General features: G+C 70.1%; 17 protein-coding genes. 14 read left to right on the top strand and 3 right to left on the bottom strand.

Features of this window, described 5'->3' with window-relative positions:
• Positions 1-314: 314 nt before the first annotated feature.
• The 5 genes from ACN28I_RS25000 to ACN28I_RS24980 all read left to right on the top strand — a co-directional run bounded on the left by ACN28I_RS25000 (position 315) and on the right by ACN28I_RS24980 (position 6,228).
• On the top strand, positions 315-2,006 hold the full coding sequence (locus tag ACN28I_RS25000) for a HEAT repeat domain-containing protein (protein ID WP_420944450.1): 1,692 nt from the start codon (positions 315-317) through the stop codon (positions 2,004-2,006).
• 40 nt (positions 2,007-2,046) lie between these two features.
• A complete protein-coding gene (locus ACN28I_RS24995) occupies positions 2,047-3,006 on the top strand; it encodes a ParA family protein (protein ID WP_420944449.1) in 960 nt (319 codons plus the stop codon).
• 552 nt (positions 3,007-3,558) lie between these two features.
• The gene (locus tag ACN28I_RS24990) at positions 3,559-4,065 is read left to right on the top strand and encodes a hypothetical protein (protein ID WP_420944448.1); all 507 of its coding nucleotides are present in this window, start codon (positions 3,559-3,561) and stop codon (positions 4,063-4,065) included.
• A 210-nt stretch (positions 4,066-4,275) separates the two neighbouring features.
• A complete protein-coding gene (locus ACN28I_RS24985) occupies positions 4,276-5,430 on the top strand; it encodes a hypothetical protein (RefSeq protein ID WP_420944447.1) in 1,155 nt (384 codons plus the stop codon).
• 42 nt (positions 5,431-5,472) lie between these two features.
• On the top strand, positions 5,473-6,228 hold the full coding sequence (locus ACN28I_RS24980) for a ferritin-like domain-containing protein (RefSeq protein ID WP_420944446.1): 756 nt from the start codon (positions 5,473-5,475) through the stop codon (positions 6,226-6,228).
• Between the two features lie 3 nt (positions 6,229-6,231).
• Here ACN28I_RS24980 and ACN28I_RS24975 read toward each other — a convergent pair whose 3' ends face one another.
• A complete protein-coding gene (locus ACN28I_RS24975) occupies positions 6,232-6,810 on the bottom strand; it encodes a DUF924 family protein (protein ID WP_420944445.1) in 579 nt (192 codons plus the stop codon).
• Positions 6,811-6,918: 108 nt separating this feature from the next.
• Here ACN28I_RS24975 and ACN28I_RS24970 point away from each other — a divergent pair, with 108 nt between their 5' ends.
• The 6 genes from ACN28I_RS24970 (at position 6,919) to ACN28I_RS24945 (ending at position 14,215) form a co-directional block, all read left to right on the top strand.
• Entirely contained in the window at positions 6,919-7,440 is a 522-nt protein-coding gene (locus ACN28I_RS24970; RefSeq protein ID WP_420944444.1) for a TspO/MBR family protein, read from the top strand.
• A gap of 122 nt (positions 7,441-7,562) precedes the next feature.
• The gene (locus tag ACN28I_RS24965) at positions 7,563-8,387 is read left to right on the top strand and encodes an ABC transporter ATP-binding protein (RefSeq protein WP_420944443.1); all 825 of its coding nucleotides are present in this window, start codon (positions 7,563-7,565) and stop codon (positions 8,385-8,387) included.
• A 13-nt stretch (positions 8,388-8,400) separates the two neighbouring features.
• The gene (locus ACN28I_RS24960) at positions 8,401-11,973 is read left to right on the top strand and encodes a M1 family aminopeptidase (RefSeq protein ID WP_420944442.1); all 3,573 of its coding nucleotides are present in this window, start codon (positions 8,401-8,403) and stop codon (positions 11,971-11,973) included.
• A gap of 1 nt (position 11,974) precedes the next feature.
• Entirely contained in the window at positions 11,975-12,895 is a 921-nt protein-coding gene (locus ACN28I_RS24955; RefSeq protein ID WP_420944441.1) for an MBL fold metallo-hydrolase, read from the top strand.
• A gap of 274 nt (positions 12,896-13,169) precedes the next feature.
• Positions 13,170-13,664 (top strand): restriction endonuclease, encoded by a 495-nt coding sequence (locus ACN28I_RS24950; RefSeq protein WP_420948708.1) that lies wholly within the window; start codon positions 13,170-13,172, stop codon positions 13,662-13,664.
• Positions 13,661-14,215, top strand: a complete 555-nt coding sequence (locus ACN28I_RS24945) for a hypothetical protein (RefSeq protein ID WP_420944440.1) — start codon at positions 13,661-13,663, stop codon at positions 14,213-14,215. Before ACN28I_RS24950 ends, ACN28I_RS24945 begins: the two co-directional genes overlap by 4 nt.
• A 13-nt stretch (positions 14,216-14,228) precedes the next feature.
• Here the strand turns inward: ACN28I_RS24945 and ACN28I_RS24940 are convergent, their stop codons facing one another.
• Positions 14,229-15,008 (bottom strand): M50 family metallopeptidase, encoded by a 780-nt coding sequence (locus ACN28I_RS24940; protein ID WP_420944439.1) that lies wholly within the window; start codon positions 15,006-15,008, stop codon positions 14,229-14,231.
• Positions 15,009-15,089: 81 nt separating this feature from the next.
• On the opposite strand from ACN28I_RS24940, the gene ACN28I_RS24935 reads away from it, so the two are divergent.
• Positions 15,090-17,303 carry a methyltransferase domain-containing protein gene (locus ACN28I_RS24935; RefSeq protein ID WP_420944438.1) on the top strand — a complete coding sequence of 738 codons (2,214 nt, stop codon included), beginning with the start codon at positions 15,090-15,092 and terminating at the stop codon, positions 17,301-17,303.
• 4 nt (positions 17,304-17,307) lie between these two features.
• On the opposite strand, the gene ACN28I_RS24930 is transcribed toward ACN28I_RS24935, so the two are convergent.
• Entirely contained in the window at positions 17,308-19,674 is a 2,367-nt protein-coding gene (locus ACN28I_RS24930; protein WP_420944437.1) for an ATP-binding protein, read from the bottom strand.
• Between the two features lie 257 nt (positions 19,675-19,931).
• Between ACN28I_RS24930 and ACN28I_RS24925 the strand changes: the two genes are divergently transcribed.
• Together ACN28I_RS24925 and ACN28I_RS24920 are read left to right on the top strand one after the other, a co-directional pair.
• Positions 19,932-20,903, top strand: coding sequence for a hypothetical protein (locus ACN28I_RS24925; protein WP_420944436.1), 972 nt, complete (start codon positions 19,932-19,934; stop codon positions 20,901-20,903).
• Positions 20,840-21,793: an OmpA family protein gene (locus tag ACN28I_RS24920; RefSeq protein WP_420948707.1), complete on the top strand. Its 954-nt coding sequence runs from the start codon at positions 20,840-20,842 to the stop codon at positions 21,791-21,793. Before ACN28I_RS24925 ends, ACN28I_RS24920 begins: the two co-directional genes overlap by 64 nt.
• The last annotated feature ends 17 nt before the right edge of the window (positions 21,794-21,810 follow it).

The raw sequence follows: 21,810 nt of genomic DNA, 5'->3' as shown, positions 1-21,810 counted from the left end.
ACTGGCCGGGGCGTGCCGCGAGGTGTTCCAGGCCTCCCGAAACGCTGAACGTTTGTTGAGTGATTGCGGCCGGGGGCTGTCCACTCCACGCGCTCGCGGGCCGCTGAATGCCTTTCGGAGATCGCCGCGCGCACCTCTCCCTGATCGCGCGGAGGCCCGAGAAATCGGCCCCAGCGCGATTGTCAACGCCAGAGGTGGGCCGGGACGGAAAAGTCCCAACCATTTCAGGGGTTTACCTCGCATGAGGGTCTGACATATGGTGCCGCGCTCCCGGGGGTCCCCGGCGTGCCCCGGTAGGGAGGGCTGTACAGGCCGTGAGCGACGAGCGTCCGGACGCGCTGCTCAAAAGCGCACTCGAAAAGATCGTCTACTTCGAGGCCCGTGCCGAGCAGCTCAACCACGAGCTGACGTCCACGCGCGAAGAGATGGCCCACCTGAGGCGCGAGCTCTCCCAGTCGGAGGAGCGCGAGCTGACGCTTCGCCGGGAGGTGGCCGGGCTGGAGGTCCGCCTGGGCCGCATGGCCGCCGAGCGCGAGGAGCTCACCCGCCTCAACCAGGCCCTGCGCACCGAGCGCAGCCAGTTGCTCGGCAAGCTGCTGGAGGCCAGCCGCATCCGCACCTCGGACGGGCGCGAGCGCGAGGACGACGATGATGACGGCCTGGGCATCGACCTGGCCTCGTTCATCTCCCAGTTGCGCAGCGAGGCGCTCGAGCGTCCAGCGGCGTCCGCCCCGGCCGCACCCGCCTTCCCATGGCCCTCCCCGTCCGAGCCGCAGCGCTCGCAGGAGGTGGAGCCCGCGCCCGCGCTCGCGGTGGTGGCGGCGTCCACGGCGGCCGTGTCCCCGGTGATGCAGCACGCGCAGCGCCTCTTCCTGGAAGGGCGGCTGGCGGTGAGCGCCGGGCAGATGGCGAGCCTCTCCGGCGGTGGCGACGAGACGCTCTTCGGCTTCTCCGTGCGCGAGCTGTCGGCGCCGGATGCCACCTCGCGCGTGCGCGCCGCCGAGCGGCTCAAGGCCCTGGGCCAGCCCGCAGCCGCGCCCGCGCTGGCCACGGCGCTGCACGCGGAGAAGGATCCCACCGTCCAGGTGGCCCTGCTGGCCGCCTTCGCCGAGGTGGGCAAGGAGGAGGGGGTCCTCGTCGTCTCGCCCCTGCTGGCCTCCGCCGTCCCCGAGGTGCGCATCGCCGCCCTCAAGGCGCTGCTGAGCATCGCGCCCCGGGAGGCCGCGCCCCATCTCGCCCAGGCCGTGAAGGACCCCGACCGCTCCGTGCGCCGGCGCGCCTCGCTGCTGGCGCTCGGCCTGGAAGGGGAGGGCGCGCGCCGTCTCGGTGAAGAGGCCATCCACGACCCGGACTCCGAGGTGCGCAGCCTCGCCGCCCTGGCGCTCGGGGCCGGCAGCGGGGAGCACGCCCGGATGATGCTGCTGGAGGCCCTCAAGGATGAAGAGGTGCGCGTGCGCCGCTCCGCCGCGCAGAGCCTCTCGCGCATCCTCGGCCATGACGTCTCCGCGGTGGTGGACATGGACGAGGGCCGGCGCCGCCGGGAGATCCGCCGGCTCGCCACGCTCCCCGTGCTGCCGGTGCGCGCCTCGCTCCTCCCGAAGCCGGCCCCGCGCGCCGCCGCTCCCGTGGCCGCTCCCGCTCCCGTGGCTCCCGCACCCGCCGTGCGTCCCGTGCCCGCTCCGTCCACGGCCCACCGTGCGGCGGTACCGGCCGCGGTCTCCGCTCCTACCCGGAGCGTGGCCCAGCAGGCCGTCCGGACCGCCGCGACTTCCACGCCCGTGCAGGCCCAGCCCGTGTCCCGCCCCACCGCGCGTCAGCCCGCCTCTCCGGTGGAGGCCCTGTGTGGTCCCTTGATGTCGGAGATTCGCGCGGCCATCCGGGGCCGCTCGCTCGGTGAGCTGGCCTCCGGTATATCCGCATCCCCCGAGCTCGCCGAGGAGGCGCTTACCCTCCTGGTAGCCAGGGGAGCGATCATTCGGCGGGGTCACAAATACTTCGCCGCTTAGGGCAAGGTAGGGGCCGCCAGGTTTCGACGAAGGGTTCTCCATGGATGCGCCGACGTACAGCTCCAAGCAGGTGGCCGAGATGCTCGGCTTGCCACCGAAGTCCATCGCTCAGGCGCTGAAGCAGGACAGCTACACCGGCGCCGAGGTGTGGGCCCTGCGGGCGCAGCTCGGTGCGTACCCGCCGCCGCTCGGCCGCCGCAAGCAGCTCTTCCTCAACTTCAAGGGCGGCACGGGCAAGACGTCCCTGTCCACCTCCTACGCCTGGCGTCTGGCGGAGCTGGGCTACAACGTCCTGCTCATCGACCTCGACAGCCAGGGCCACGCCACCAAGTGCCTGGGCTTCGAGGGCGAGGACTTCGACAAGACGCTCCTCAACGTGCTGGTGCGCAAGTCGCCCATGTCGGAGGTCATCCAGAAGTCCTCCCTGCCCAACCTGCACTTCGTCCCCTCCAATCTCACCATGTCCACGGTGGACCTGGCGCTGATGCCCATGGCGGGCCGCGAGTTCAAGCTGCGCAACGCCCTGAAGGAAGTCGAGGCGCAGTACGACATCATCGTCTTCGACGCGCCGCCCTCCTTCGGCCTGCTCAACCTCAACGCGCTGATGGCGGCCAACGACCTGTTCGTCCCGGTGCTGGCCGACTTCCTCTCCTTCCACGGCCTCAAGCTGCTCTTCGAGACGGTGCAGAGCCTGGAGGAGGACCTCAACCACGTGCTGGACCACGTCTTCATCGTGGTCAACTCCTTCAACGCCACCTTCAAGCTGGCGAAGGAGGCACTGGAGGCGCTGCAGACGCACTACCCGGAGTACCTGCTGCCCACCATCATCCGGCAGTGCACCAAGTTCGCCCAGGCCTCCAGCGAGGGCCGGCCCGTCTTCGTGGCGGACCCGGGCTCCAAGGGGGCCACCGATATCGAGGCCCTCATCCAGAATGTGCTTCCGCGCTTGCGGGCGGGCGCGGCTCCCGGTACCGATGGCGGTGCCCAGCAGGCAGGTTGACGTATAACCCCCCTATGAAGAAGGCCTTCGAACAGAACGTGTCCCGCGCCAAGCCGCGCCTCCGTCTGGGGGCATTCACCGGCGTCGTCGACCCCGCCGCGCCCGAGGAGACGCAGGAGCCCGAGCAGGCCCTGGCGCAGCCCCCGGCCCCCGAGCCGGAGCCGGCGCCCGAGCCTGCCTCGGCCACGCACGACCTGTCCGCCGAGGTGCGGGCCCGCGTCGAGCGCGCCCGTGCGCCGCGTCCCACCGCCTCCGAGGTGATTGACGCCGCCCTGCGCGCGCCCTCCGTCCCGGCGCCGGAGGTGGCCATGGCCCCCGCTCCCGTGGCGCGTGTGGAGGCCCGCGTCGAGGCTCCCGAGCACGAGGTGGAGGTGCAGACGCCCGCCTCGCCCAAGGAGGACCTGGACAACCAGGCCCGCCGCGAGCGGCTGAAGGAGCGCCTCAAGGCGGTGCGCGAGAACCCGCGTCCCGAGCCCCTGCCGGCCAGCGTGGCCGAGGCGGGCCTGCGCGCGGTGGAGCGCATCTCGGCGCTGCAGGCCGAGCTGCACCAAGGTGAAGTCGCTCAACCTCACGCTCACCCAGGAGCTGGAGGTGTCGCGGCGCCAGGCGGAGAAGGCCACCGAGGAGGCCCGCCTGCGCATGGACGAGGCGCGCCGGCTGGCCACCGACATGGAGGGCCGGGTGAAGCTGCTCGGCGACCTCGAGCGGGAGCTGGCCGCGCTGGAGGGCGAGCGCGACGAGGCCCTGCTGTCGCTGCAGGAGGCCCGTCAGGCCATGCAGGCGCAGGCCCAGGAGCGCACCACCCTGGAGGCCGCCGTCGCCGAGGCCAAGCGGGCCCTGGCCGACAGCCTCTCCGAGGAGGAGCGGCTCGCCGGTGAGCTGGAGTCCTCCAAGGACGAGGCCGCCGCGCTGCGCCGCACCGTGGACACGCTCCAGGGCGAGCGCGATGTGCTGGCCCAGCAGGTGGCCTCGCTCACCGCCGAGCGCGCCGAGCTGCTCGAGGCCCGCAAGGCGCTCGAGGCCGTGCACCGCGCCCTGAGCCAGGCGGTTTCCCGCTAGTACCCGGGTACACTCCCGCTTTCGCTGCCGAAGCCCGCCGGTCCTCGTGACCTGGCGGGCTTCTGCGCGTCTGGAGGTTCGGAGAGCAGGCGGAGAGCCGGGCCCCGTTGCCGGGGTCACACGCGAGGCGGAGCTTTACCGGCGAACCCGGGGAGGGGTGTGGGCCGGGTGGCCAGCCGTCATCCCCGAGACACTCGGAAGGAGTGACACGTGGCTCTAGACCTCTTCAAGGAGAAGGGTGTCCCCCTGGATCGCCAGAGGTTCACCTGGAAGGACCTGACACGGCGGATGATCAGCAAGCTGGATGACGACGCCTTCACGCGCGTGCGCGTCATCCTGATGAACGGCGTCGAATCCGAGTCCGTGCGCTTCAGCCACGCCTGTGCCCGGATGAACCGGGAGCTGCGCGAGCCGCTCGCCCTCATCCGCCGGGTGGAGCACTTCCAGCAGACGATGGTGAACTGGATGAATCCGGCCAACCAGTCGCCCCTGGAGACCACGCTCGGCTACGAGCAGACGGCCATCGAGGTGACGGCGAGCGTGGCCCAGCACGAGCCCGACCCGTACCTCGCCCAGGTGTACCGCTTCGGCATGCTCGAGGACTTCGATCACCTGTACCGGTACTCGGCCCTGTACGACCGCATCTTCGGCAAGGACCCGAACTACATCACCCAGAGCTACACGGACATCATCCCCGGACGGCTCACCGCCATCGAGCACCGCCATCCGCTGGACGACGTGCGCCGGCCCTATGAGGCACGCACCGCGGATCCGATCACCAAGCTCAACGCGCTCACCATCGTCTCGGCCGAGAACCAGGTTCACACCTTCTACATGAACATCGGGCCGATGTTCTCCGACCCGGTGGCGCGCCAGCTCTACGCGGAGATCGCCGCCATCGAGGAGCAGCACGTCACGCAGTACGAGTCGCTGAGCGACCCGGACGAGTCGTGGCTGGAGAAGTGGCTGCTGCACGAGGCCAACGAGGTCTACAACTACTATAGCTGCCTGCAGTCCGAGACGAACCCGCGCATCAAGGACGTGTGGCAGCGGTTCACGGACTACGAGCTGGGGCACCTGCACTACGTGATGGAGCTCTTCCAGCGGCTGGAGGGGAGGGACCCGGCCGAGGTGCTGCCCCGGGAGCTGCCGGAGCCCATCGGCTACCACAGCCACCGCGACTTCGTGCGCAAGGTGCTGCGTGACGAGGAGGGCCTGAGCGCCAAGGGCACCGAGTTCGTGCCGCGCGCCGAGGAGGCCGAGCGCACGTTGCTCTACCGCCAGCAGCTCAACTCCGAGGGGAGTCCGTCCGCGACCGCCTCCGCCGGCTACCGCTGGCGTCCCGGAACCGAGCTTCTCGGATGAAGCCGAGCGCGTGAGCACCCTGGCCGACGGGAGGATCCAGTAATGGAACGCAAGGCGAGTGAGATGGGGATGAACCGGACGGGCATCATGGTCCACCCGGTGAAGAGCAAGGAGACCATCGAGGGCTCCGAGAAGTACGCGCCGGACATTCCGGGGGACGCGTCGCTCATCGCGAAGGAGCGCCAGGAGGTCTCGCGGGAGGTGGGGGGCCTGGGCACGGTGCCGCCGCCCAACCTGAAGGGGATGGCCAAGGCGGCGATGGACATGCTCAAGGGCGGCCGGGCCACGGTGTTCGTGGACAAGCTGGGCCAGCGCCTGGGCTTCGAGCGCACGGGAACGAGGCTGTACGAGTGCGCCCTGTCCAAGCTGGACGTGTTCGGCACGTGGGCGGGCGGGCCCTCGCGCGAGCAGTTGGAGAAGATCCGCCTGGATGAGCTGTCGCACATGGCGCTGGTGAAGCGCACCATGGAGAAGTTGGGAGCGGATCCCACGGCGCTCACGCCCGCGGCGGACCTGCAGGCCAACCTCTCCGAGGGCGTGCCGAAGATGCTGGCGGATCCGCGCATCAACCTGCTGCAGTCGCTGGAAGGGCTGCTGACGGCCGAGCTCGTGGACAACGCGAGCTGGGAGCTGCTCATCGAGCTGGCGCGCGAGCTGGGACACCACGAGCTCGCCGAGGACTTCCAGCGGGCCCTGGACGTGGAGCAGGAGCACCTGGCCCTGGTGCGGGCCTGGATCGCGGCCGGAACGAAGCTGGAAGCGAGGGTCGGCGAGGAAGCCGCGGGCGCCCCGGCGTAGTCCCTAGAACGAGGAGTTCGGCTCCTGGAGGAAGGCCACTTCCTCCGGAGTCGACTCCCGGCCCAGCCGGGCGTTGCGGTGGGGGAAGCGCCCGAAGCGCACGATGATGTCGTGGTGTCTCCGGGCGTACTCCAGCGCCTCGGCGCTGGCCGGGTGCTGCGGCACGAGCGCCTCGAAGAGGGACACGGCGAGGCGCTGGTCGTAGAGGTCCTCGCTGTGCTCGAAGGGCAGGTAGAAGAACCACCGCCACACCGGGGGCAGGGGCACGTCGAGTCCCCGGGCGAGCGCATGCCGCGCCACTTCGCGGGCCTGGGCGTCGGTGGCGTAGGCGCGGGCCGAGTCGCGGAAGAGGTTTCGCGGGAATTGATCCAACAGGAGCAGCAGGGCCAGCGCGCCGCGAGGCTCGTCGCGCCAGGCCTTCAGCTCGCCCGCGGCGGCCTTCTCCTGGGTGGCGAGGAAGCGGTGGGCACACTCGGCGTCGAAGGCGGGATTCTGCTCGAACCAGAGCCCGCGAGGCTCCGTGTAGCCGGGCTCGGACGGACGGCCGAACCAGAAGGTGAGGATGTCGTCCACGTTGGCCATGGCTGCCTCCTGAGTTTGCGTTTCCAGCACCCGCCGCCGGACGAGGGTGGCCGCCGGAGAGGGCAGGGCGCAGCTTCCCACGAACACGCCCCGATGGAGGTCATGACGATGCTGGAGCAACACAATCCGGACAAACCGGCCTTGAGGAATCCGTCCCTGCGCAGGGAGTCCTTCGTGGCCTTGGGAACCATTGGGGCGCTCACCGCGGGCACGGCCGTGCTGGGAGGGCGGGCCTCCAATAGCGGGCAGCTCTGGTACCGGCGGCTGCGCAAGCCCGGCTTCACCCCGCCCGCCTGGGTGTTCGGGCCGGCGTGGACGGTGCTCTACGGGCTCATGTCCCTCTCCGCCTGGCGGGTGTGGAACCGGCCGGCGGGCCCCCGGCGCTCGTGGGCGCTCGCCCTGTGGGGCCTGCAACTGGGCTTCAACGCCCTCTGGTCCCCGCTCTTCTTCGGCAAGCACCGCCAGCGGCAGGCGCTCGCGGACATCGCGGCGCTCGGCGTGAGCCTCGCGGGGTACACCGCGGTGGCGCGCAAGGTGGACACGGGCGCGGCGTGGATGATGGTGCCCTACCTGGCCTGGGTGGGCTTCGCCAGCGCGCTCAACGAGGAAATCGTCCGCCTCAATCCTTGATGCCATGATGCCCTCCTCTCTTTCGGAGGGCTCCATGGAGCTTCCGCATCCAGAACCTGTCCAAGCGCTATCCCAACGGCACCCGGGCGCTCCAGGACGTCACGCTCACCATCAAGCCCGGCATGTTCGGGCTGCTCGGACCCAACGGCGCGGGCAAGTCCACGCTGATGCGCACGTTGGCCACCCTCCAGGAGGCCGACAGCGGCAGCGCCTTCCTCGGTGACATCGACGTGCTGAAGGACAAGGACGCGGTGCGCCGGGTGCTCGGCTACCTGCCGCAGGACTTCGGCCTCTACCCGAAGGTGACCGCCGAGGACCTGCTCACCCACCTGGCCACCCTCAAGGGCATCTCCAACTCGCGCGAGCGCAAGCAGGTGGTGGACGCGCTGCTGCACCAGACGAACCTCCACCACGCCCGGCGCAAGCAGCTCGGAGGCTTCTCCGGCGGCATGCGCCAGCGCTTCGGCATCGCCCAGGCGCTGCTGGGCAACCCCAAGCTGCTCATCGTGGACGAGCCCACCGCGGGCCTGGATCCCGAGGAGCGCGTGCGCTTCCACAACCTGCTGAGTGAAATCGGGCAGGACGTCATCGTCATCCTCTCCACGCACATCGTCTCGGACGTGAGGGACCTGTGCCCGCAGATGGCGGTGCTCAACGGAGGCCGGGTGCTGCTCACCGGCGCGCCCGAGGACATCATCGCCCGGCTGGAGGGCCGCATCTGGAAGAAGTTCGTGGACAAGGCGGAACTGCCCGCGCTGCGGTCCGCGCTGCCCGTCATCTCCCACCGGCTGCTGATGGGCCGCACGCTCGTGCACGTCTACAGCGAGGGGGCGCCGGATGCCTCCTTCTCGCCGGCCGTGCCGGACCTGGAGGACGCGTACTTCGCCGCCATCAAGGGACACCTCGCGCAGGAGGCGGCTCCCGCCCTCCAGGCCACCGCGGGCTGAGGAGCCATCCACCATGCTCTCCATCGCCCTCTTCGAGCTGCGCCAGCGGCTCAAGCTGCTGTCCACCTGGGTCTACTTCGGCGTCTTCTTCGCGCTCGCCTTCCTGGCGATGAACGCCGCGGGAGGTGCCTTCAAGAGCATCATGGTCGGCGGAGGGGCCGGCGGAAAGGTGCTCGCCAACTCGCCCTACACGCTGGTCAATCTCCTCACCATGCTCGGCTTCTCCGGGGTCATCGTCACCGGGGGAGTCATGGGCCAGGCCGTCTACCAGGACTTCGCCCACGGCACGCACGCCCTCTTCTTCACCGCGCCCATCTCGCGCGCCCGCTACCTGCTCGGCCGCTTCCTGGGCGCCTTCCTCACGCTCGTCGTCATCTTCTCGAGCATCGGCCTGGGGGCGCGGCTCGGCGCCGGCATGCCCTACCTGGACCAGAGCATGCTGGGCCCCACCGTGCCGGGCTCGTACCTGAGGCCCTACCTCGTCAGCATCCTGCCCAACCTCTTCTTCACCGGCGCGCTCTTCTTCGGGATGGCCGCGCTCACCCGCCGCATCCTCCCCGTCTACGTCGCCAGTGTGGTGCTGCTCGTGGGCTACCTGGTGGGCAGCAGCCTGGTGCGGGAGCTCGACACGAAGTGGGTGGCCGCGCTGGTGGATCCGTTCGCCATGAACGCGATGCGCATGGTGACGGAATACTGGACGGCGTCGGAGAAGAACTCCCTCCTGTTGCCGCTCGAGGGCTGGTTCCTCGCCAACCGGCTCTTCTGGGGAGGTCTGGGCGCCGCCATGCTCGGCTTCACCCTGCTGCGCTTCCAGCGCACGCACGCACTGGCCGGAGGCCGCGCGGACACCACCGCCGAGACCGTGGCCGCCCAGGCGCCGCTCACGCCGCCCTCCGTCTCGCGCGACTTCCGGGGCACCACCTTCCTGCGGCTGCTCCCGCGCCTGGTCTGGCTGGACTTCAAGGAGACGGTGAAGAACGTCTACTTCCTGGTGATGGTGCTGGCCGGCGTCATCCTGGTCTTCGGCATCACGCGCACGCTCGGTGCCCTCTATGGCACCTCCGTCCATCCGATGACGTACATGATGCTGGAGGTGGTGAGCAGTGGCTTCGCCCTCTTCCACGTCATCATCATCACCTTCTATTCGGGCGAGCTCATCTGGCGCGAGCGCGACGCGCGCATGCACCAGCTCCATGACGCGCTCCCCATGCCCGGGTGGCTGCCCTTCCTCTCCAAGCTGCTGGCGCTGATGGGCGTGCAGGTGCTGCTCAACGCGGTGCTGCTCGTCTGCGGCGTGCTCATCCAGCTCTCCCAGGGCTACACCCACCTGGAGCCAGGCCTCTACCTCACGGACTTGTTCGGCTTCCGGCTGCTGGACCTGTGGCTGCTGTGCATGCTCGCGGTGCTCGTCCACGTGCTGGTGGACCACAAGTACGTGGGCCACTTCGTGATGGTGCTCTACCTGCTGGCCAGTTCGTTCGCCGCGGAGCTCGGCTTCGAGCACTTTCTCTACAGCTATGGCAACACCCCCTCGCACATCTACTCGGACATGAATGGCTTCGGGCCCTTCGTCCCGCAGATGGTGTGGTTTCGCGCGTACTGGGCGCTCGTCGCGGTGGCGCTCGCCTTCGTGGCCCACCTGTTCTGGGTGCGCGGCACGGAGAGCGATTCCCGGTGGCGGCTGAGGCTGGCCGGTGCACGGGCCTCGCTCCCGGTGCGGGCGGGCCTGGCCCTGGCCGTGGTGGGCGCCGTGGCCGCGGGCGCCTTCATCTTCCACAACACCAACCGCCTCAACCGCTTCAAGACGGAGCACGAGCAGCTCGCGGAGTCCGCCGACTACGAGAAGCAGTACAAGCCGCTCGCGAAGGTGGCGCAGCCGCGCATCGTCTCGGTGAAGGTGCAGGTGGACCTCTTCCCCGAGGAGCCGCGCATGCGGGCCCGGGGCACCTTCGGGCTCGTCAACAAGACGTCCGAGCCGGTGAAGACGGTGTACGTCAACCTGCCGGCCGAGATGAAGATCTACCGGCTGGTGGTGGCGGGCGCGGAGTCGCCGTCCGAGCAGGACACGCGGCTGGGCTTCTTCACGTACACCCTGCCCACGCCGCTGGCGCCGGGGGCCTCGGCCGAGCTCCAGTTCGAGCTGGGCCTGGAGCCGCGCGGCTTCCGCAACAGGGGCGCGCAGACGGCGCTCGTGGAGAACGGCACCTTCCTCCACAGTGACGTGCTGCCCACGCTGGGCTACGTGGAGGGCCACGAGCTCAAGGACGATGAGGCGCGCAAGAAGCAGGGGCTCGCCCCCAAGCAGCTCATGGCCGACGTGAACGACCTGGAGGCCCGGCGCAACACGTACATCGCCTCGGACTCGGACTGGGTCACCTTCGAGGCCACGGTGAGCACCTCGCCGGATCAGCTCGCCATGGCGCCCGGCTACCTCCAGCGGGAGTGGACGGAGAACGGGCGGCGCTACTTCCACTACACGATGGACAGCCCCATCCTGAACTTCTACTCGTTCCTCTCCGCGCGCTACGAGGTGAAGCGCGACCGGTGGAACGACGTGGCCATCGAGGTCCTCCACCACCCGGGCCACACGTACAACGTCGAGCGGATGATTCAAGCGGTGAAGGACTCGCTGGACTACTACACGAAGAACTTCGGGCCCTATCAGCACCGGCAGGTGCGCATCCTCGAGTTCCCCCGGTACCAGAGCTTCGCCCAGGCCTTCCCCAACACGATTCCCTACTCGGAGAGCATCGGCTTCATCGCGAAGGTGGACCCGGAGGACCCCAAGGACGTGGACTTCCCCTATTACGTGACGGCCCACGAGGTGGCGCACCAGTGGTGGGCCCACCAGGTCATCGGCGGCAACGTGCAGGGCGCCGCGCTCATGTCCGAGACGCTCTCGCAGTACTCGGCGCTCATGGTGATGAAGAAGAAGTACGGAGAGGAGCGGATGGGCCGCTTCCTGCGCTACGAGCTGGACAAGTACCTGGGCCAGCGCTCCTTCGAGCGCAAGCGGGAGCTGCCGCTGATGCGCGTGGAGGACCAGCTCTACGTCTATTACAACAAGGGCAGCCTGGTGATGTACGCGCTGCAGGACTACCTGGGCGAGGACACGCTCAACCGGGCCCTGTCCGCGTACCGGCGGAAGGTGGCGTTCCAGCAACCGCCGTTCACGCACTCGCCGGAGCTGCTCGCCGAGCTGCGCGCGGTGACGCCCGAGCACCTCCAGTACGTCCTCCATGACTTCTTCGAGCGCATCACGCTGTACGAGAACCGGGCGCTCAAGGCGACGTACACGGAGGTGGCCGGCGGGAAGTTCGAGGTGAAGGTCACCGCGAAGGTGCGCAAGGTGGAGGCCAGCGGCACGGGGACCGAGACGCCCCAGAAGCTGGCCGACTGGATGGACGTGGGGGTGCTCGACGAGGACGGCAAGCCGCTCCACCTGGAGAAGGTCCAGGTGACGAAGGAGGACGTGGAGTTCACGGCGTTGGTGGACAGGCTTCCGGCGAAGGCGGGAGTGGATCCGCTCAACAAACTCATCGACCGCAAGCCGGACGACAACACGGTGGCGGTGGAGAAGCTCTGAGATGAAGAAGCCCGTGCGCCGTGTGTGGAAGGTGTTGCTCGGGGTGGCCGCGGTGGCGGTGGTGTTTCTCGCCATCGGGCTCACCGCCGTGCCAGTCCCCGAGCGCACGGATTTCGGTCCATCGCTCCCGGAGCTGCGCGCGCTCGCCACGTCGACGGGCGAGCCGCTGCCCACGGAGTTCCGCCGCATCGTGGTGGGCGAGGGCGTCATGCCAGACTTCGCCGTGGTGGCGGGGCGGTTCCTCGGGACGCGTGCATCCGTGTACCAGTCGCACCAGGTCCACTACGCCGATGGACGGGCCGTCATCCTCGACACCGGGTGTGATGCGGAGACGCTGGAGGGCAACATGCCCGGCTCCCGCTTCCAGGCGGACAACTACGCCCGGCTCCAGGAGGTGATGCGTCGCGCCGACGCCATCGCCCTCACGCACGAGCACTTCGACCACAGCTCGGGCATCGCGCACTCACCGTACTTCGGTGAAATCGCTCCGCGGGTGGTGATGACGGAGGAGCAGCTCCACGGGCGGGAGCCCGAGCGCGCCGGCTTCACCCCGGAGGTGGTGGGCCGGTTGAAGCCGCTGCGTTACGAGCGGCTGCACCTGCTGCGGCCGGGCCTCGTGCTCATCAAGGCGCCGGGCCACACGCCGGGGACGCAGATGGTCTACGTGCGGCTGGCGGACGGCCGGGAGTTCCTCCTGGTGGGCGACATCGCGTGGCACCAGGACAACATCCGGCTGCCGCGCATGCACCCGAGGCTGGTGAACTGGTTTCTAGGCGAGGACGGCGCGGCGATGGCGAATCAGCTCCGCTACCTCCACGAGCTGCGGAAGGCCACGCCGGAGCTGAACCTCGTGGTGGCGCACGACGTGGAGCAGATGGCCGGGCTCCTCCAGCGCGGACAGGTCCAGGACGGACTGCGATAGGACGCCTCGCCGCCCTTTGCCCAGACCCTGTCCTGTCATGCGAGCAGATGACCGGACAGGTAGATAAGCCAACTTGACGTGATGGGTTCCCACGGCGGATACTTCTGTGCGCGGCATGCGCACGGCACGTGCGTGGGCAATGAATGGCGGGGAGGTCCGATCACAACGCGTGTCAGAGGGGCTCGTTAGCCTTTGCGCATGTGAGGGAGTGGTCGGGGGCGGGAGGTGGGGCGTGGAAGGGGGGGAGGAGAGGTACATCGGCTGGGTGCGGTCCATGGGGAGGGCCGCGCTGATCGACCTGTGGAAGCAGCTGCGGGATGCTCAGAGCCTCGAGTCCTGGCCGCCAGGAAAGGCTTTCGAGTACCTCATCCTGCGTGCATTCCAGCTCGAGGGAGCGCAGGTCATCTGGCCCTACAGGGGATTGTGGGAGCAGGTGGATGGGGCGATCTACGTCGACGGACTCTCGTGTCTGGTCGAGTGCAAGCACTGGCGGGAGCCCGTCGACTTCAACCCGATCGCGAAGTTCAAGGTCCGGGTCGATCGGCGGCCCCCGGCCGCTCTGGGTCTGATGTTCAGCGTGAGCGGGTTCACCGAGCCCGCACTACGAGAGTCCTACGCGCAGCCCCTGCGCAATGTCCTGCTGTGGCACGGCAGGGATATCTCCCTCGCTCTGAGGGGCGGCATGCGTGCGGCCCTCGGGGCCAAATGGCGAAAGGCCGTGGAGGAAGCCCAGGTGGATTACGAACTCAAGGCGGAGGACCTTCGATGATTCCGTGTCTCGTCGTGCGAGGAGAGGTGAACGCCCTGGTGCTTCGCAAGCTGCTCGAACCCGAGTTCGGGCCTGAGCTGCGGGTGCTCGGAACGGATGTCTTCTCGGAGAGTGTCTCCCTGGCGAGGTCCGTCCTCAGCAACCGCAAGGCCATCGTGGCCCTCGTCGCGGGGACGCGCTCGGCCGAGCTCCAGAAGATTCGCGAGCTGCACCGCTTCCTCGTCTACGCGCTGGTCCAGGTTGACTACACGGACCTGTGGAAGGTGGTGCTGGTGGTACCGGACGCGGAGGTGATGCTCTTCCAGGACCGGAATGTGCTGCGCCAGGTGCTCGGGCGGGAGCCGACGGAGGAGGAATGGACTCGAGGCCAGACCGAGCCTCTCCGCGTCTTGGAGGCGGTGTTCGGGCTCGAGAGGATACCCCTCGACGAGGAGCTGTGCCGGCGCCTGGAGCCGGTGGACGTGAGCTGTCTGGCCGGGCACTTCGTCGTGCAGCAGGTGCGGGAGTTCTTCCAGGCCCACCGGGAGGGCCGCACCACCCTGGTCTTCTGAGCCGCCCCGCGGGTCAACGCATGTACAGCCGGCCAGGCATCTCCGGGCCTCGGGAGGCCATCAGCCGCCGGCGCCGGATGATGGAGCGCAGTCCCAGCCACATGGCCGCGAGCGACACCACCATCCACACCGCCGCCCAGAAGGGCGCGGGCAGGTACGTGAGTTGCGCCATGGCGTGCGCGTCCGAGACGCCCACCTCCAGGCCGTAGCCGAACAGGCCCTTGATGTCCTGCAGTGCCAGAAGGCACGAGAGCGCGGCGATCCACACCACGAGCCCGCGCCGCATCCACACCGGCCCCTTCCACGCCACCAGTCCCAGCAGGGCGCCCATGCCGGCGATGAAGCCGAGCGTGAAGAGTCCGTCCGATTGCGAGGAGCCGGTGGCGAGCGCGTGGGCCTGGCCCGGGTCCGGCGGGAGCAGCGGCACCCAGAGGACGGCCACACCCACCATCCAGACCACCAGGGCCCACAGCAGCGCACGTCCGCTGCGCATGCGCCCGGCGGCCACGAGGAGCAGCGCCCCGGCCAGCGAGGAGCCCACGTACCCCCCGGAGGCGATGGTCAGCTCCCTCCAGAGCGAGCCGGTAAGGGAGTGGTAGGTGAGCCCGCCCGTGGCGGGGCTGATGGTGACGCTGCTCACGTGGGAGCCCACGGCCCAGGCCGCCAGGGCGTGTCCGCTCTCGTGCATGAGCGTCACCAGCAGCCGGAAGGGGTACAGCCACACCGTCTGCCAGAGGAAGAGGCTGGCCGCGGCGGCGAGCACCAGGCACGCCAGCAGGGCGCGGGTGGACATGGGCGGCGGCTCGGGGACGGGACGCATACCCCTTGGACGCTAACACGGGGGCTTTTGTTCCGCTGATAGAGTGGGGCGCCCATGGGGAACCCGACGAGCACGGCCGAGACGTACGCCGCCCAGCACCGCGGCGATGCGGACCACTACGCCACCTATTTCGCGGGCATGGACGCGTCCATGCAGCAGAAGGTGGCCCTCACCACCGCCCACTTCCCCACCCGGGGCCGGGTGGCGGACATGGGCAGCGGCTCGGGCCGCGGCACCTATGACCTGGCCTGTCTCTACGGCGGCCTGGAGCTGGTGGGCGTGGACATCAACCCCGTGTCCGTGGACATGGCCGCCGCCGCCTGGCGGCGCCCCAACCTCCGCTTCGTGGCGGGCGACATCGCCGACCCCGTCTTCCCTCCCGAGTCCCTGGATGGGGTGCTCGATTCGTCGGTGCTCCACCACGTCACCAGCTTCAATGACTTCTCGCTCGCCCGTCTGGAGACGTGTCTGGACAACCAGGTGCGCGCGCTGCGCACCGGCGGCGTCATCATCATCCGCGACTTCCTCGTCCCCGACGGGCCCGGGGAGGTGTGGTTGGATCTGCCCACCACGAATGGGGCCGCCGAGGGCCCCGTCCAGGGTTTGTCCACCGCCGCGCTCTTCGAGCGCTTCGCGCGCGACTTCCGCTGCAGCGTCAACCGGGACGGCCCGGTGCCCTACACGCGGCTCGACTCGCCGCACCCGGGGCACGTGCGCTACCGGCTCGCCCTGCGCGCCGCCAACGAGTTCATCCTCCGCAAGGACTACCGCACCGACTGGGACGTGGAGCTGCTCGAGGAGTACACCTATTACTCCCAGTCCCAGTTCGAGGCCGCCTTCCGGCGCCGCGGGCTGCGCATCCTCAGCTCGATGCCCATCCGCAACCCGTGGATCATCGCCAACCGCTACGAGGGCCAGTTCCACCTGACGGGGCTCGATGGGCGGGCGCTGCCGTACCCGCCCACCAACTACCTCATCGTGGGCGAGAAGGTGCCCGCGGGGGCCGGTGTCGGGCTGCGCGAGGAGCACAGCGAGCCGCTCACGTCGCCGCGCTTCCTGTCCCTCAGTGCCTGGCGTCATGGGGAGACCGGCCGCGTCTGGGAGCTGGTGGAGCGCCCGGGGCGGACGTTGGACCTGCTGCCCTGGTTCCGCCAGGACGGCCAGGTGTTCGTGCTGGCCAAGAAGGGTTTCCCGAGGCCCATCGTCAATGCGTGCGCGGCCCACCCGAACCTCGGGGGCGCGGAGCTGTCCGGCTACGTCACCGAGCCCCTCGCCGCCATCACCCACGCGGGGGAGGCCTCGGACAAGGCCATCGCGCGCGTCCTGCAAGAGCGGGCCGGGCTTCCGGCGGAGAGCCTCCGCGCCCTGGGCGGGCCCGCGCACTACTTCACCTCGCCCGGCGGCGTGAGCGAGCGCGTGTCGGCCTGGCTGGTGGAGGTGGCTCCGGCGACAGGACTGCCGGCGCCTGATTATGGCCCGTTCACCAGCTCCGGCTCGGTGCGGGAGCTGGACGCGCGCCAGGTGCTCCGCGCCTGCCACGTGGGCGGCATGGTGGATGCCCGGTTGGAGCTGAACATCCATCGCCTGCTGCGCCACCTGGGCACCTCGCCCGGGCCGTGGATCGGCGCCCCCATCCAGCTCTCCGAGCAGTCCCGTGGGCCGAAGTGGGCCGATGATGCGCTGGCTCCCGCGCGGCGCGCGGTGTTCTCGACGCACGAGGACGGAACGCCCGGCTACCTGGACCTGCGCACCGGCACCTTCTCCGAGCGCGACGCGGACGGGCGCGAGCTGGCGAGCGTGCCGCGCGAGTACCTCGTCCCCCGCGAGGCCAGCCGCAACACGGCGGTGGCGCTCCCGGTGGTGCGGACGGCGGAGGGCATCCGGGTGGGTCTCGAGCACAGGGACCTGCCGGTGGTGCAGCACTTCACGGGCAGCGCCACCCTCGCGGTGACACCGGCGTGGCGGCTGCCCCGGACGCTCACCGGCTTGAATCAGGTGCCCGCCTTCATCGCCGAGCGCCTGCGTGAGGAGTTCTCCGTCACGGTGCGCCGCACCTGGGAGCTCGGCGGCTCGTACCACGCGACGCCGGGTGTCACCCCCGAGCTGGTCTGGCCGTTCGCCGTGGAAGTCGAGGCCGATGCGGCCTGTGACTCTCGGCTGCGCTGGATACCGCTGGAGGTGCTCGTGAGCCAGTTGGATGCGGTGCGGGACGCGCACCTGCTGGTGGTGGCCTGGCGGCTGGCGCACGCGCTGGGCGTGCTGGGGTGAGGCGTTACGAGTGAGGCCCTCGCCCTTCTTCCTGGTGCGTGGGCGAGACGCGGTGGTCATGCTCCGGCTCCGCGGCCGCCGGTAGCCGCACGGTGGCCACCGCGCCGCCTCCTTCGCGCGGGCGCAGCGAGATGTGCCCCCCGTGGCGGCGGACGATCTCCCGTGACACGTACAGCCCCACGCCGATGCCCGCGATGCCCGTCAGCTCGCGCCGGTCTCCCCGCTCGAAGCGCCCGAAGAGCTGCTCCTCGTCCACCACCCGCAGGCCGATGCCGCGGTCGGCCACCACCAGTTCCGCCTCGCCCTCCGGCAGCATCCGCGTCCACACCTCGATGGCGCCGCCCGTCGGGCTGTACTTGATGGCGTTGGACACCAGGTTGTGCACCACCTGCTCCAGGCGCAGCTCGTCGAACTCGCCCACCACGGGCTCCGCTTCCAGCTCCAGCGTGTGCAGCGGCGAGGCGCTCACCAGCGACTCCGACACCCGCCGCACCAGCTCGCCCAGGTCCAGCCGCGTCCGCTGCAGGGGCATCTGCTCCAGGCCCAGTTGCGAGGCGTCCAGGAGCTGATTCACCAGCCGCGTCACCCGGTCCACCTGCCGGCTCACGTTGTCCAGCCGCTGCGCGTGCTCGTCCCCCAGCTTGCGCCGCAACAACTGCACCTGCGCCTTGAGCGCCGTGAGCGGCGTCTTCAGCTCGTGCGAGGCGATGGAGAGGAAGGCGTCCTTCTCCCGGCTGGTGCGCTCGATGGCCTCCAACTGCCGCGAGAGCTGCCAGGCCATCCGGTCGAAGGTCTCCGCCAACTGGTTCAGCTCGCGCGGTGCGTCCTCGGCCACCTCGGAGGCGCGGGCCGTGCGCTCTCCCGCCGCCAGCCGTGCCGCCGCGTGCGACACCCCCTGCACCGGCGCGACGATGGTGCGCGAGAAGGCGAGCGCCAGCAGCATCGCCGCGACCGTGGCCAGCACCATCGTCCCGAGCAGGCCGAAGTACGAGCGCTCCACATCCTGTTGCAGGCGCGTGCCCGGCTGCTGCACCACCACCCTCCAGCCCAGCGGCGGCACCTCCACCATGCCGAAGTGGTGCAGCGTGCCCATGCGCACCAGCATCACCGCGTCCTCTCCGCTGGCCTCGTAGGTGCCCGTGCCGCCGCTGCTCACCTGCTCCAGGGCCTGCGCCAGCGCCGTGCTGATGATGCTGCGAAGCTGCCCCGGCCCCTCCTCCGCCGAGTCGAACACCAGGCCGCCCCGCGCGTCGACGACCAGGATGCGCCGCTGGGTATCCTCCACCTGCGCGCGGGCGTGCCGGCGCAGCCGCGGGAGATCCACCGCCGCCAGCACATATCCCGCGTAGTGCTCGTCGCGGCGCACGGGCGCCACCGTCACCACCAGCGGCCCGTGGACACCTCCGCGCCCGAGGAAGACGTCGCTCACGAGCGGCTCGCGCGCCCGCCGCGCCCGCTGCACATAGGGCCGGTCCGAGAAGTCGGTGCCCGCCAGCGGACGGCCCGACGCGTCCGTGCGCGGGGAGAACGCGAGCGCCACCCCCTCCGGACTCCCCACATAGGCGTTGAGCACCTCGGGTGAGTAGGTGACGAGCGCGTCCAGCTCCCCCTCCAGGAAGTTTGGCCCCGGCAGCGCCCCCTCCGGTGAGAGGCTCGCCGAGAGCGTGCGGGCCAGCCGCGACACACCATGGCGGGCGTGCGACAGGCTGCTCTCGATTTCATTGGCCACCACCCGGGCGGCATGCAGGTTGGCCTCGTCCACCTGCCGCACCTCGGAGGTGTAGCGCTCGCGGCCCTCGGAGCTGCCCACCACCAGCAGCGGGATGATGGCCCCCAGCGTGAGCGCCGAGCCGAACGCCCGCCCCAGCGACATGTCCGCCAGCGGCAGCGGCAGCAGGGGGCGCAGACGCCTGCGCACGGAGGGGATGAGCAGCACCACCTGGAGGATGAGCGCCGCCAGCAGCCCGTTCACCGCCTGCTTCACTCCCGCCACCATGATGGCCGAGGTGGGGATGTCCGCCAGCAGGGAGTAGGTGAGCAGGAAGTACAGCGGGCTGAAGAGCCAATACAGCGCGTCCGCCACCACCGGGGTGAGGCGCCGGCGCAGCAGGCCCACGAAGAGGCCCTCCAGGGTGATGTTGAGCCAGCCCCACGGGTGGCCCCACAGCCAGAGCGTCCTCGCGCCGGACACCGCCCCCGCCAGCGTTCCGGCCACCGGGCCGAACAGCACCGCCGCGATGAGCACCAGCAGCGGCCCGAGCAGCAGATGCACCCCGGGCAACACCTCGAGGGCGGCCAGGTTCAGCAACCACCCGAGCAGCCCGAGGCCCAGGCCGCAACCGATTCGCCTCAGGACGCTCACTGGACCCACGGTGCGCACCTGTTGCCTTCACCGCAACGTTTCTTTGCCCTCCAGCCGCACTGGGAGTACGAACGACCGGTTCACTGAAGGACAGAGCAGCCGGGCGCGAGACTTCTCCAGCGGGGCTGGAAGCCGGAATCGCGGTTCCCCGAAGGACAAGCGGGCGTGTGCCCTACCCTGAACGATCTCTGGACACCCCGGCGTGGGTCGGGTCTGTATGCGCCCGGCGTCATCCAGGGCCGTACAGGGAGTGACACGGAGAAATCATGAGCCACACCAATCCGTCCCGCAGGGGCGGGACGAAGCGGGCGGGATATATGCGCCTGTCCGCTGTTGCCACCTTCCTGTTCGCCTCGGCCGCGCTCGCGCAGCCCACGGGCCTGCCGGCGTTCGAGTTGGAGCGTCTGGAGCTCAACCCCAACGGCCGGGGCTCGCTGCTCATGGGCACGGGCGAGCTGCTGCCCAAGGGCGGCTTCCGCCTCTCGCTCGCGGGGCAGTACGAGAATGATCCCCTGGTGATGTACCGGAATGGCAACCGGCTGGGCTCGGTGGTGGGAGACCGGGTGACGGCGCACCTGCTGGCGGCCTGGGCGCCGATGCACTGGCTGGAGCTGGGCGTGCAACTGCCGCTGGTGGCCTGGCAGCGCGGGGATGACTTGAGCGCGCAGGGCGTCGCGGCACCGGCGAGCACCGGCCTGTCCACGCCCACGGCGCACGTGCGGCTGGGACTGCTCGCGCAGCGGCGGGAGGCGCCGGTGGACCTGGCGCTCGAACTGGGCGTGGGCCTGCCCGTGGGCAGCGTGGACACGCTCTCGCGCGACAGCATCGTGCGGCTCTCGCCCAAGGTGATGGTGGGCCGGAGCTTCGGCGCGCTGCGCGCGGGCGTGGAGGCGGGCGCGCTCATCCGTCCCGCCGTCGTCCTCGGTGACGCGGGCGAGGTGCAGGACGAGCTGGGCAACGAGGTGCGGCTGGGCGCGGTGCTGGCCACCACGGGCGAAGGGCTGCGGGGCGAGCCAACGTGCGCGGCAGCGTGCCGCTCACCCGCGAGTCGGGCTCCCTGGAGGTGCTGGCGGGCCTGCGGCTGCCCCTGGGCGAGTCGCTCGAGGCCTACGCGCTCGGTGGCCCCGGCTTCGGGGATGCGCCGGGCACGCCCACCTTCCGCGTGCTGCTCGGCATGGCGGTGGGCGGGGGCGAGCGGGTGGACGCCTCGCGCCGCGATGACGACGGCGATGGCGTGAAGAATGCCGAGGACAAGTGCCCCGCCGAGGCGGGCCCGGCCGAGCGCCAGGGCTGCCCGGTGAAGGACACGGACCAGGACGGCATCGAGGACGGCGCGGACTCGTGCCCCACGGAGGCGGGGACGGCCGAGCGCCAGGGTTGCCCGGTGCGGGACGCGGACCAGGACGGGCTCGAGGACAGCGCGGACAAGTGCCCCACGGAGGCGGGCCCGGCCGGACGCCAGGGTTGCCCGGTGCGGGACGCGGACCAGGACGGGCTCGAGGACAGCGCGGACAAGTGCCCCACGGAGGCGGGCCCGGCCGAGCGCCAGGGTTGCCCGGTGCGGGACGCGGACAAGGATGGCGTCGAGGACGCGGCGGACAGGTGCCCCACGGAGGCCGGCCTGACGGAGCTGCGCGGCTGCCCGGCGAAGGACACCGACGGCGACACCGTGTCGGACCACCTGGACAACTGCCCCGCCGAGAAGGGCGTGGCGACCAACGCGGGCTGCCCGGAGAAGCAGAAGCAGATGGTGGCCATCCAGAAGGGCAAGCTGGAGATCAAGGAGCAGGTGTTCTTCGCCACCGGCAAGGCCGTCATCCAGCCGCGGTCCTTCAAGATGCTGGACCAAGTGGCGCGCATCCTCCAGCAGCACCCCGAGGTGGACAAAATGGTCATCGAGGGCCACACCGACAACCGCGGCAACGCGGAAGCCAACCGCGAGCTGTCGCTGGCGCGGGCCGAGGCGGTGAAGGGCTACCTGGTGAGCAAGGGCGTGGAACCGGCGCGCCTGGAGGCGAAGGGCTTCGGTCCCGACCAGCCCATTGCCTCCAACAAGACGGACAAGGGCCGCGCGGCCAACCGGCGCGTGGAGTTCATCATCGTCACCCCCGAGCGCGAGCTGCCGTAACCGAAGGAATCGAAGAA

This window comes from Archangium gephyra, from assembly GCF_049060025.1.
GTDB classification, from domain to species: domain Bacteria; phylum Myxococcota; class Myxococcia; order Myxococcales; family Myxococcaceae; genus Archangium; species Archangium gephyra_A.
This window is presented reverse-complemented; position numbering and strand designations above follow the sequence as displayed.